At 30.9% G+C, this 12,166-nt stretch carries 12 protein-coding genes; 5 read left to right on the top strand and 7 right to left on the bottom strand.

Translation table 11 applies throughout. From position 1 onward, the window contains the following. The first annotated feature begins 78 nt into the window (after positions 1 to 78). On the top strand, positions 79 to 525 hold the full coding sequence (locus ACFQ1R_RS06740; RefSeq protein WP_379925373.1) for a hypothetical protein: 447 nt from the start codon (positions 79 to 81) through the stop codon (positions 523 to 525). Positions 526 to 579: 54 nt separating this feature from the next. On the opposite strand, the gene ACFQ1R_RS06735 is transcribed toward ACFQ1R_RS06740, so the two are convergent. The 3 genes from ACFQ1R_RS06735 to ACFQ1R_RS06725 form a co-directional block, all read right to left on the bottom strand. After that, positions 580 to 1,248: a bifunctional 4-hydroxy-2-oxoglutarate aldolase/2-dehydro-3-deoxy-phosphogluconate aldolase gene (locus ACFQ1R_RS06735; protein ID WP_379925372.1), complete on the bottom strand. Its 669-nt coding sequence runs from the start codon at positions 1,246 to 1,248 to the stop codon at positions 580 to 582. Positions 1,249 to 1,265: 17 nt separating this feature from the next. Next, the gene (locus ACFQ1R_RS06730) at positions 1,266 to 2,483 is read right to left on the bottom strand and encodes a 6-phosphofructokinase (protein ID WP_379925370.1); all 1,218 of its coding nucleotides are present in this window, start codon (positions 2,481 to 2,483) and stop codon (positions 1,266 to 1,268) included. Positions 2,484 to 2,551: 68 nt separating this feature from the next. Beyond that, positions 2,552 to 3,598 (bottom strand): PfkB family carbohydrate kinase, encoded by a 1,047-nt coding sequence (locus tag ACFQ1R_RS06725; protein WP_379925369.1) that lies wholly within the window; start codon positions 3,596 to 3,598, stop codon positions 2,552 to 2,554. Positions 3,599 to 3,757: 159 nt separating this feature from the next. Between ACFQ1R_RS06725 and ACFQ1R_RS06720 the strand changes: the two genes are divergently transcribed. Further along, positions 3,758 to 4,783 (top strand): LacI family DNA-binding transcriptional regulator, encoded by a 1,026-nt coding sequence (locus ACFQ1R_RS06720; protein ID WP_379925368.1) that lies wholly within the window; start codon positions 3,758 to 3,760, stop codon positions 4,781 to 4,783. A 6-nt stretch (positions 4,784 to 4,789) separates the two neighbouring features. Here ACFQ1R_RS06720 and ACFQ1R_RS06715 read toward each other — a convergent pair whose 3' ends face one another. Continuing rightward, the gene (locus ACFQ1R_RS06715) at positions 4,790 to 5,137 is read right to left on the bottom strand and encodes a cupin domain-containing protein (protein ID WP_379925367.1); all 348 of its coding nucleotides are present in this window, start codon (positions 5,135 to 5,137) and stop codon (positions 4,790 to 4,792) included. Between the two features lie 933 nt (positions 5,138 to 6,070). On the opposite strand from ACFQ1R_RS06715, the gene ACFQ1R_RS06710 reads away from it, so the two are divergent. From ACFQ1R_RS06710 to ACFQ1R_RS06700, 3 genes are all read left to right on the top strand, one after another. Continuing rightward, a complete protein-coding gene (locus ACFQ1R_RS06710) occupies positions 6,071 to 6,649 on the top strand; it encodes a YceI family protein (protein WP_379925366.1) in 579 nt (192 codons plus the stop codon). Positions 6,650 to 6,686: 37 nt separating this feature from the next. Next, positions 6,687 to 7,955 carry a hypothetical protein gene (locus ACFQ1R_RS06705; RefSeq protein ID WP_379925365.1) on the top strand — a complete coding sequence of 423 codons (1,269 nt, stop codon included), beginning with the start codon at positions 6,687 to 6,689 and terminating at the stop codon, positions 7,953 to 7,955. 104 nt (positions 7,956 to 8,059) lie between these two features. Further along, positions 8,060 to 8,638 carry a YceI family protein gene (locus ACFQ1R_RS06700; protein ID WP_379925364.1) on the top strand — a complete coding sequence of 193 codons (579 nt, stop codon included), beginning with the start codon at positions 8,060 to 8,062 and terminating at the stop codon, positions 8,636 to 8,638. A 4-nt stretch (positions 8,639 to 8,642) separates the two neighbouring features. Here the strand turns inward: ACFQ1R_RS06700 and ACFQ1R_RS06695 are convergent, their stop codons facing one another. The 3 genes from ACFQ1R_RS06695 to ACFQ1R_RS06685 form a co-directional block, all read right to left on the bottom strand. Continuing rightward, entirely contained in the window at positions 8,643 to 9,479 is an 837-nt protein-coding gene (locus tag ACFQ1R_RS06695) for a GIN domain-containing protein (protein WP_379925363.1), read from the bottom strand. Positions 9,480 to 9,572: 93 nt separating this feature from the next. Further along, complete coding sequence (locus tag ACFQ1R_RS06690) at positions 9,573 to 10,301, bottom strand: head GIN domain-containing protein (RefSeq protein ID WP_379925362.1); 729 nt, start codon at positions 10,299 to 10,301, stop codon at positions 9,573 to 9,575. 103 nt (positions 10,302 to 10,404) lie between these two features. Next, positions 10,405 to 12,165: a PspC domain-containing protein gene (locus tag ACFQ1R_RS06685; protein WP_379925361.1), complete on the bottom strand. Its 1,761-nt coding sequence runs from the start codon at positions 12,163 to 12,165 to the stop codon at positions 10,405 to 10,407. Between the last annotated feature and the right edge of the window lies 1 nt (position 12,166).

The raw sequence follows: 12,166 nt of genomic DNA, 5'->3' as shown, positions 1-12,166 counted from the left end.
TAGCAACTATTCCATTATCTATTTATCTATTTTTTTTGTAAATTGTAATAAACTGACTTTTAACTAAATAAACCAATTATGAAAACTTTATCATTCATCCTTTGTGCTACCCTATTATTTTCTTGTAATAAAAAAAATAAAACCGAAATTGAAGCAAAACCACCTACTTTAGAAGGTGCTTGGGAACTTGTTAGTTTTTTAAACTACAGAGACGATGGTAGTGTAGACACCATAAAATCTTCAAGTAATTATAAACAAATGAAAATGTTTTCTCAAACTAAAGTAATGTGGAGTAGGTTAAGAACATCGGATTCTCTTGATTGGTTTGGTGTTGGAAACTACACTTTAAAAGATGGTATGCTAACTGAAATTTTAGATTATGGCTCTAAGGCAATGGAGAGCAGAATTAAAGAGAAAAAGAAGTTTGTTTTTAATATAATGCTAGATAAAAATAAATTTACTCAAATAGAAGTAGATAGTTTAGAACAACCAACTTATGGTGAAAACTATAAACGTATAGAATAAAAAAAAGCCGAACTAAAAAGTTCGGCTTTTTCAAGATTTAAAAAAATAATTAAATTATTTTCTAACAGCTTTTACAATTGCTAAAGCAGCTTTTACATCTTGCTCTAACTTTGCGTAATCTTTATTTGCAATAATTTCTTTAGAAATTAATTGAGAACCCATACCTACACACGTTACACCTGCATCAAACCAACCTTTTAAGTTTGCTTCTGTAGGAGCAACACCACCTGTTGGCATAATACTTGTCCATGGTTGTGGACCTTTAATACCTTTTACAAATTGTGGCCCGTAAATATCACCAGGGAATAGTTTTACTATTTCGCAACCTAACTCTTCAGCTCTTGCTATTTCGGTTAATGTTCCACAACCTGGAGACCATAATACTTTTTTACGGTTACAAGCTATAGCAATATCTTCTCTTAAAACAGGTGTTACTATAAAGTTTGCGCCTAAAGACATGTATAAAGTTGCCTGTCCTGCATCGGTAACAGAACCTACACCCATAATCATACCTGGTAATTCTTTAATAGCGTATTTTGTTAATTCGCCAAAAACTTCGTGAGCAAAATCACCACGTGCCGTAAACTCCATTAAGCGAGCGCCACCATCGTAACATGCTTTTAATACTTTTTTACTTAACTCGATATCACTATGAAAAAATAAAGGAATCATCCCTGTATCTTTCATGGCTTGAGCTACTTCTAATCTTGAAAATTGTGCCATTTTATTGTTTTTAAATTTTAATTCCAGTTTAATATTTTTTTGAAATCATACGCCTCTGGATTGGGTAGATATTTTTTTGCTTTTTCATAATCTTTCTCTTGAATAAAGAATAGATTATTTATAAATAATTGTGCCATATCGGAATTGATATCAACTAACCTTGGAGGAATTTTTCCATTTTCATCTTCAAAATCTTTTAAAAATAACGGGGTTACATCTCCTCTTGAATTTGCACTTACTATACAACCTGAAATTCCTTGATCGTATAATTTTTTAACACCTATTCCTAGCAAAGTACATAAAGTTAAATCGAATGCAATTGGGTTACAACATCTTAATTCGTAACCAAGTTCAACGGGTCTTGTTTTAATATCAAGCCCTAATTCCTTCAATTTTACTTGTAATAAGTAGTTAAAAATGTGCGACTTACTTACGTTTCCTAATTCTGGATGTCCGTGAGCATCATAGGTAAAGTTGATACCAGAATTTATTATTTCATCTTCTTCCATAAAATGAAAAACGCCTTCACTTACCAATGCTACACCATACTCAACACCTTTAATTTTACATTTTACGATAGAAGAAATAATCATATTGATAATCTTCTCGAATGTAATGGTAGTTTTGTTGAACATTTCCGGAATAATCATCATTTGAAAATGACACGCTGAAGCAATGCCAAAAGCTAAATGTCCAGCTGAACGCCCCATAGCTGCCAATACAAACCAGTTTTCACTTGTACGAGCATCTTCATAAACTGTATTACCAATACGAACACCTTCATCTTTTGCCGTATGAAACCCGAATGTTGGATTTCTATCTGGCAACGGTAAATCATTATCTATGGTTTTTGGAACGTGAATGTGAGATACATCTAAGCTTTGAGACTGAAGGTATTTTGTTAATCTATTGGCTGTTGATGCGGTATCATCACCTCCAATAGTTACAAGTAATTTAACATTGTTTTTTTTGAAAAAAACGGCTTTAAAATCGCTATCTTTTGGTTTGAATCTACTCATAATCAGCGTAGAACCACCACGACTAAAAATACGATCGGCATGATGAAAATCGAAAATTTTTACTTCAGGATTATCTGAAAGCAAGCCTTTATAGCCATGATGAACACCTATAACCTTAAAGCCATCTTTCATAAACGTTTTAGCAACTGTACTAATAACAGTATTTATACCTGGAGCAGGACCACCACCACAAATTATGGCTATCGATTTTTTCATGAATTAAAGATGATTTAAAGGTTAAAAAAACCTGCAAGGTTTTAAATCTTGCAGGTTCTAAAAATTTATTATCTAGCAACTCTACCAGAAGCATCACCACCCATAAGTTTGGTTACTTCATCAACAGTTACTAAGTTAGCATCACCTTTAATGGTGTGTTTTAAACACGATGCCGCTACAGCAAAATCTAATGCATTTTGGTCGTTATCTGGGTAAGTTAATAATCCGTAGATTAATCCACCCATAAAAGAATCGCCACCACCCACGCGGTCAACGATATCGGTAATTTGGTATTGACGTGTTTGTAACATTTGTTTTCCATCGTATAAAACACCGGCCCAAGTATTGTGAGATGCCGAAATAGAACCTCTTAAAGTTGTAATAACTTTTTTAGCTCTTGGGAATTTTTTCATCATTTGTTGACAAACAGATAAGAATGCTTCAGCTTTCACATCGTGACCATGTGTTTGAACTGCTGCTCCTGCTGGCTTAATACCAAAGTGCATTTCAGCATCTTCTTCATTTCCTAAAACCACATCACAATACGATGTTAGTTCAGTCATGATTTCTTCTCTTTTTGCAGCGTCGCAATATTTCCAAAGCTTCGCACGGTAGTTTAAATCGGTTGAAATAGTAACGCCTAATTTGCTAGCAGCTTTTACAGCCTCTAAACATACATCGGCAGAACTTTGAGAAATAGCAGGTGTAATACCCGTCCAGTGAAACCACTCAACGCCTTTAAAAACTTCTTCCCAGTTAATCATACCAGATTGGATAGTAGACATTGAAGAATATGCTCTATCGTAAACTACTTTACTACCTCTAGAAACTGCACCAGTTTCTAAGAAATAAATACCAAGGCGTTCACCACCCCATACAATTTTATCTACACCAACACCTCTTTTGCGCATTTCCATCATAGCACATTCACCAATATCATTTTTAGGTAAACGTGTTACAAAATCTACAGAAATACCATAATTTGCTAATGATACTGCTACGTTAGACTCTCCACCACCATAAACAACATCAAAGTTGTCTGCTTGAGAAAATCTTAAAAATCCTTGAGGTGCTAAACGAAGCATAATCTCACCAAATGTTACTACTCTACTCATTTTGTTACAATTTATTGATTTAGTTAAATTTAATTCTGCTTAAACGTTTAAGCAATGGTTTATTAGTAAATATAAGAAAACATTAAATAGAATTCTAGATTTAAATTATAAAACTAAAATGTTATATTTGCTTAAACGTTTAAGCAAATATATAAAAAAATGACAAACAAAAAAAAAACTACTATAAAAGACATTGCTAGCGTTTTAAATATTTCTCCTGCTGCTGTTTCTAAAGCTTTACATGATGATTCAAGAATAAGTACTAAGACTAAAGATGCTGTAAAAAAGGTAGCTAAAGAGTTAAATTACCAACCAAACCACTTGGCAAGTGCGCTTAGAAAAGGTAAAAGTAACTTGGTTGGTGTTATTGTTCCTAGAACGAACAGTAACTTCTTTTCATCTGTTATTCAAAATATTGAAGAAGTTTTAAATAAGGAAGGTTACAACATCATCATCACCCAATCAAACGAATCGTATAAAAAAGAATGTAATAACATTGATACGCTTTTGTTTACGCAAGTTGACGGTATTATTGCTTCTATGGCTAATGAAACTATAAAGCTAGATTATTTTGAAAAGATAAAATCGAAAGGCATTCCTTTAATTTTGTTTGATAGAGGTGAAAACGATTTGAATGTTGACTATATTGGCATTAATGATTATGATAGTAGCCACATGATTGTTGAACATTTAATTGAACAAGGTTGCAAACGCATAGCGCATATAGGTGGTTACAAACATACGCGCATTTTTAATAACCGTATTAGAGGGTATGTTGATGCCATAAAAAAGCACAACTTGCCTTTAGATAACGAATTGCTTTTAGAAAGTAGCCTAACTACCGAAGATGGTAGAGAAAAAATGATACAATTATTAGCTTTAAAAAATAAACCTGATGCTGTTTATATAGCGGGCGATTATGCTGCACTTGGTGCTTTACAAGTTTTAAACGAACAAAATATTCAAATACCTAAAGATATTGCTTTGGTTGGTTTTGGAAACGAATCGTTTACCGCCATGGTAACGCCAACCTTAACTAGTATAGAGCAACATAGTGCTGAAATTGGTAAGCAAGCTGCTTTAACGTTTTTAGAACGCGTAAAAGAACCTTTTGTAAAGCAAATACTAAATAAAGTTATTCTTGATGCTGAATTAATAATTAGAGATTCTTCAAATAAAAAGTAATTATGATTATTTAATAAAATCTTCACGAATAGGACTAAAAACATCAATTAAAATACCACTTTTTTTACAAATTGTTCCGTGCATTACATTTGGTGGTATATAAAGTGCATCGCCTTCCTTTACTAATTTTATTTCATCACCAACAGTAAATTCAAATTCACCACCTGCAACATATGTAACTTGTGAGTGATAATGATTATGCATTGCACCTACACCACCAGCTTCAAAGTGAACATTTACAAGCATAATATTATCATCATAAGCCATAATTTTTCGTTTTATACCTCCGCCTAAATCTTCCCATTCAATATCATCACTTAATAAAAACACATTGCTTGCTCCAAAACTTTTCATAATACCTGTTTGTTTAAATTACACTTATTAATTTTAGCAAATTTATTGTTTTAATTATGAAAAATAAAAAAACAAAATTGAGAAATCTAAAACAACTACTCTAATTAAATATATATTAGATAAAATTTATAAAAAAAAATATTTAATATTTGGTTTGCAACAAAAAGTTAGGACAAAAAAATAAGATTGTTTCTTATAAAACAAATATCTTGAAACATAAAGAAAAGTATTTACAGTACTGAATTTAAATAGTAAACAATTTCTTAAACAAAAAAAATCAGCTAATATGATTCTTTAGAGAACAAACGGTTGCAAAAACATTTAAATAAAAAGAATTAGAACTTGAAATATTTTAAAAATACGTTCATATTATCTCTAAAAACGGTTTAAGGTTTATCAATTCATAGCTAGTTATCGACATATATGTTCAATAGAAAATTTGCAAAGTATTAAAAGTAATCCGAAGTAGTTATTACAGATGGTTTGTTCGAAAACCTTCAAAGCGAATATTGGAACTTAGCTACTTTACAAATTTAATAAAAAAGGACTTTGAGACCTGTTAAAAGCATTATGGTATTACTAGAATTTCAGAACAACTAAAGCGCAACAACAACTGGGATAGCAAACATAAAAATAAGTTTAAAATCACTACGAATTCCAATCATAGTTATCTAATCTATATAAACCTATTGAATAGTAATACAGTAAACCAAAATGTTGACTTTATTAAAATCTCACCTATTACTATTTTAACTAATAATGCAGTTTAAATAGTTTTTACAAAAAATATTTATCCATAATTAATTTATTGTGTTTTTTAATAATACAATAACAAATATCAACATTTTATTTTCAAAAAGCTATATGACAAAAGTCATAGATGTACTTCTATTTATGTTTGAAATTTGCTGTATAATTTAAAAACAACAAAAAATGAATATAAGTATAAGAAGAAGCATATTAGGTTTAGCTGCTTTTTTTATAGTAACACTAAATGTAATACAAGCGCAAGAATTTAATTTAATAAATGGAGAATCAAAACTAACTGTTTTAGGAACATCTAGTTTACATGATTGGCATGTAACTGCAGAAAAACAAAGCGGGAAAATTAGCTTTAAAAATATTGAAACTGGTCAAATAGAAAAATGTTCAATAGAAATAGTTGCCGAAAGTTTAAAGAGTGGAAAATCTGCAATGGATAAAAACACATACAAAGCTTTAAACACTAGTAGTTACAAAAACATTTCATTTCAATTAGCTGAAATTAAAAGCACAACCAGTAAAGGTAATGGTGTTTATGCCATAAGTTCAACAGGCGATTTAACCATATCTGGAACAAAAAAACGCGTGTCTTTAGATTTTACAATTACAATATCAGATTCTAAAGTAAAACTGGTAGGAGAGAAAAAAATTAAAATGACCGATTTTAAAATTGAACCTCCAAAAGCACTACTTGGTACTATAACAACAGGTGATGATATCACAATTAAATTTTCAATAATTTTTAAATAAACAACCAATTTATAACCCTTAATTAAAACAAATAATCATGAAATCAAATTTAAAAAATGCCATATTATTAGGAATTCTATTGATAGGATTCAATGTAATTAATGCTCAAAGCAGAGATTTAGACAATTACAGAAAACCAGACCAACGCGGTGTAAACGTTTTTGAAACACCAAAAGACACAGTTTCAACTTTTGATGAAGTAAAAGTGCGTATTGGTGGTGCATCAACCATTCAATATCAAGCCCTAGACCATGAAAACTCTGGTGTAGTGCCATTAAAAGAAATTGGTGCTAACTTTAACTTAGCAACTGCCAATTTAGATTTAGATGTTGTACTATATGATGGTGTTAGAATGCATTTACGTACCTATTTATCATCTCGTCACCACCCAGAACCATACGTAAAAGGTGGTTATATCCAAATTGATAAATTAGATTTTATTAGTGAAGGTTTTGCTGAAAATTTAATGAAACATGTAACTATTAAAATAGGACACATGGAAAACAACTATGGTGATGCACACTTTAGAAGAAGTGATAATGCTGAAACTATTTACAACCCATTTGTTGGCAACTTAATTATGGATGCTTTTACAACTGAAGTTGGAGCAGAATTATATTACCAATGTGATAGTGGTTTTTTAGGAATGGTAGGTATAGCAAATGGTAAATTAAACCAATCTATCAATAAATCAGGTGAATATACTGGTGGCGCATCATTCTTAGCTAAATTAGGTTATGACAAACAACTTAATGATGATTTTAGATTCAGATTAACTGGTTCTCTTTACAATACAGGTTATGTGCCAAGTTCATATTTATACAGTGCAGATAGAACTGGTTCTAGATACTATGGTGTAATGATTCCTGCTACTGCTACTGCAGATGATTTTAGATCTGGACGTTACAACCCTAATTTAAAAAATAGCATAACAGCTATCATGTTCAATCCATTTTTAAAATACCAAGGCTTAGAATTTTTTGGAACAATTGAAAATGCAAAAGGTAATGCAACTGGTGCTACTGAAAGAACTGCTAAACAATTTGCTGGTGAACTTGTTTACAGATTTGGAAACAATGAAAACTTTTATATTGGGGCTCGTTACAATAAAGTAGATTCTGAAGAAGCAAGTGGTGAAAACATCGAAATTACAAGAACACAACTTGGTGCAGGTTGGTTTATGACAAAAAATATTTTAATGAAATTAGAATATGTAAACCAAAAATATGATGGCTATTCTGCAACTAGTGCATTAGATGGTGGTAAATTTAATGGCTTAATGGCAGAAGCAGCAATAAGTTTCTAACCAAAAAAGTAGATTAATAGTATTTAACAAGTCTCAAAAAATATTAAATTTACATATCTTTTGAGGCTTGTTTATTTTATATAGAATATTTTAAAGTGTTGATTATGAAAAAGTTACTTTTTTTAGTTTCAATTTTTATAGCTTTTGCTTTTACAAATAGAGATTCTAATATTAAAAGCACTTCAGTTATTTTAACGTCAGAAAGTTCATTGTTGGTTCGAGGTACTACTAATGTAAACACCTTTTCTTGTGCATTCAACATTAATAAATTTAAAAACCCCATTCAAGTAACTTATAAAATTGAAGATGCGAAGATGGTGTTCAATAAAACAGCTTTAATTTTAGATAATAATTGTTTTGATTGTGGCGGAAAAGCCATAAATAACGATTTTCAAAGTATTTTAAAATCAGATAAATATCCACAAATAACATTGCTATTAAAAGAAATAAATAATTTTGAAGCTAGCAATGTACAAGCATTAATTGACATACAAATTGCAGGTGTTACAAATACTTATAAAGTACCTATTAAGTTTAAAAAAAACAAAAGCATGTTAATTACTGGCGATTTAAGTTTAAGCTTAACAGAATTTAACATACAACCACCAAAAAAGTTTTTGGGTCTTGTTACAGTAAATGATAAAATTGATATTTATTTTCAATTAGCAGTAAAAGAAAATTAGCTGTTTATTTTTCTTTCTTTTGAAGTTTCGAAGTATTATCGAGTTTATTTACAACAATTTTAGGGTTACCATATAAGTAAATGCTACTATTTCCTGAAGCTTCAATAGTAACACTATCAGTGACTTCTAAATAAGCATCGCTTGAAAGTTCATTTAAAGTAGTACACACTTTAGTAGTAAAGTTTTTACCGTTAAACATAGAAAAATTATCGGTTCTTAAAGCTAAGTCGTTTGTTTCGCCTTCAATGTTTGCTGTTGCACGCAAATATAAATCTACGGTTGTTATTGGTGCATAAATTAAGCCATCTATTTTGCAATTATCACTCAAGTTTAATTTAGCATCTTCGCAAGTTAGGTTAAGTTTTACTTTTGATTTTTCCTTGCCTTGAAACTCAAATTGATTTGTTTTTATAGTTAAACCAGCTTTTGATGCGCCTTGGGTTATTAGGATAGCATTTGGTAATTCCATTGTGGCGAGTGATAGTATTTCACCTTTATCGGTAGTTTTAATGTTGTTTAGACTTTCATCATAATTTACGGTAATATTTAACCGTTTTTTTGAAGTTATTCTAGCAACTTTATCAAATGTTAAAACACCATTTATTACATCAAACTTAATTACATCATGTAGGTTTTCATCTGTTTCAATGGTAACCGATGGGGTTTGATTGTAAATTATTTCAACCTCAAAATCTTCATCAACAATTATGGTGTGAAACGGATCAATTTCAGTTTGTATAATGGTTACGTTTTTGTTGCCTTTTATTTTTTCAAGCGTTTGCGCTTCAGAATAAAAGCAAAATATTAAGGATGCTAAAAAAGTAATGATTTGTTTGTGCATGGCAGCAAAATATTGTGTTATAAACAAATATAAACAAAAAACCATCTTAAACTTACGTTGTAGATGGTTTTAAAATGGTTGGTTTAAGGTGTTTTATTGTTTTTTTACACTACCTGAAGAAGATTCGTTTTTATTTATAGTTTCTGGGTTTCCTTTGTACTTAATGTCGCCACCACTTGAAGCACTAGCTGTTAATTCTTTTACGGTATTTATGGTTATATCTGCACCACTTGTTGCTTTAACATGACTAGATTCTGCTACCAATTCTGCTGCTTTAATGTCGCTACCACTTGTTGCTTCGGCAGTTAGTTTGTTAGTTTTTCCAGATAGTTTTAAATCGCTTCCACTTGTAGATTTGCAATTTATGCTGCTTGTGTTTACCGCTAATGTCATATCGCTTCCACTTGTGGTTTCTAACTCTAAATGGTTTGCGGTAATGGTGTTTGTAGAATAAACGTCGCTTCCGCTTGTAGCTTTTATGGCATCAACACTTTTAAAGCTTACCATTACTTTTTTCGATTTGCTTTTACCTATACTTTGTTTTGTGTGAATTTTTAAAACGCCATCTACAACTTCGGTTACAATAAGTTCTTGTAAATTATCGTCGGCTTCAACGCTTATGCTTTCGGTGTTACTTTGTGTAAGGTAAACATCTAAACCTTCGGTTGCTTTTATGGCTGTAAATGGTTTAGTTATGGTTCTGTTTTCAATGGTTACATTACCACTTCCTTTTACTCCAGAATTTATATTCATATCGAAGTTACAGGAAAACAAGCTTAAACTTATTAGGGTTGCTACAATAATTTTTGCTAATGTTGTCATAATTGTTCGTTTTTTGATTGATGATTTATAATTCAAATATCTAATTTTTATGTTTTGATTAGTAACTTAAATACCTGAACCGTTGTTTTTTAATGCTGAATTGTTAATTTTCAGATTTTACGTTTACGCCGTTCTTATTTATGTTTAGTTTCACATCTTCAGATTCGGCTTTAATACCGTTATTGTCAATTTTTATGGTATTATTATCACTTTTAATTTCAATGCCATTTTCGTCTATAATTACGTTTGGTGAATCAATATTTATTTCAAATTCATCATCTTCACAGTCATCACACTTTACGCCATCTTCAGTAATATTTAAATATTTGTTTACGTGGTTTGAATGTAACTCATGCCCTAAATAATGGGTTGTATTATCACCTAATTTAACTACACTACCTTCTGGAAGCTGTAGGGTAACTTCAATTTCTTGATCACTAAATTTATTTTTAGCAAGTGTTGATAGATAAGGGTTTAAAATCAATTCGTTATTTTCAAAAGTATAGCCGTAAAGTATGTTTTTGGCTCGCGCTATGGCTTTTTCGTAGTTTCTACCATCGGCACTTTTTTCAATACTTATGGTTGCAATAGTATCGGTAGTTGGTTTAATGATAATTCTAATATCCGAACTATAAATGATTTTTTCACCTTTATCATTATTTGCTATTTTAAATGAATGATTTCTGTAGTATCGGTTATTAAATAAATCGTCATCACCCATTTTAATTTTCAAAGTATCGGAAGCTGTAAAGGGTATTTCTTGTTTCTCAATTACACGCTCAGTATAGGCATGCTCGCTAGCTTCATTTATACCAATTACAATCAAACCAATTATTGAAAACAACCACAGACCTAAAAGTGTGAATTTTGCTATATTACCTATAGATTTTAAGTTGGTGATTAAAATTTTTAAACCCAAATAAAATAGAAAGAAAAACGGAATAGCTACAGCAAAAAAGAACAATAAAGACGCAACCCAAATAGGCGTATTGCCTGCATTTACAATATTTGCCATGTCAACACCTGGAATATGAACAATATCGGTAACGCCTAATGAAAATAAGCAGATAATTAAACCAATTAAAGCTGATGCGCCAACAAAAATTAATATGATTCCAATAAATTTTGCAAACACTTTAAAGAAAAACATAATAACGTCTGCAATGGTATCAAAAAAGGTTTTTGAACTCGATTTTATAGAGTTACTTTGCTTTTTTAAATCTACTTTTTTAGCGGCTTCTGTTACGTTTTTTGCAACATCTGAAACGGTTTCAGATACAGTGTCAAACCCATCTTTTATTTTTTTTTCAATGTTACTAATATTAACAGGTTCGCCCGTCATCATTATTTTTTCGGCAGTTGTTTTTGCTTCAGGTACTAAAACCCAAAACAAAATATAAATAAATATAAATGTACCACCAGAACCAACGGTAAGCAATACCCAAAGTAAGCGAACCCAAACGGCATCAATACCTAAATAATGCCCTAAACCAGATGCTACACCACCAATGTACGAGTTGTCGGTATCTCTAAATAGTTTTTTTGAAACTGTCGATTTTCGTTCGTAAGCACTTTGTGGCTCGTCTTCAAATATTTCATCATCAACCAAATAGTCTTCTGGTTGTCCCATGATGGATATAACTTCGTCTACTTCTTTAATTCTAATTACTTGTCGGTCGTTTTGCACACGCTCATTAAAAAGTTCGGCAATACGCGCTTCAATATCTGCAATAATTTCAGTACGACCTTGAGAGTCTGTAAATGAACGTTTTATAGCCTCAAGATAACGTTGCAGTTTTAAATAAGCATCTTCATCAATGTGAAAGAAGGTTCCTGCTAAATTTATGTTGACTGTTTTATTCATT

Source organism: Mariniflexile jejuense (assembly GCF_042675665.1).
Classification (GTDB): Bacteria; Bacteroidota; Bacteroidia; order Flavobacteriales; family Flavobacteriaceae; genus Mariniflexile; species Mariniflexile jejuense.
This window is presented reverse-complemented; position numbering and strand designations above follow the sequence as displayed.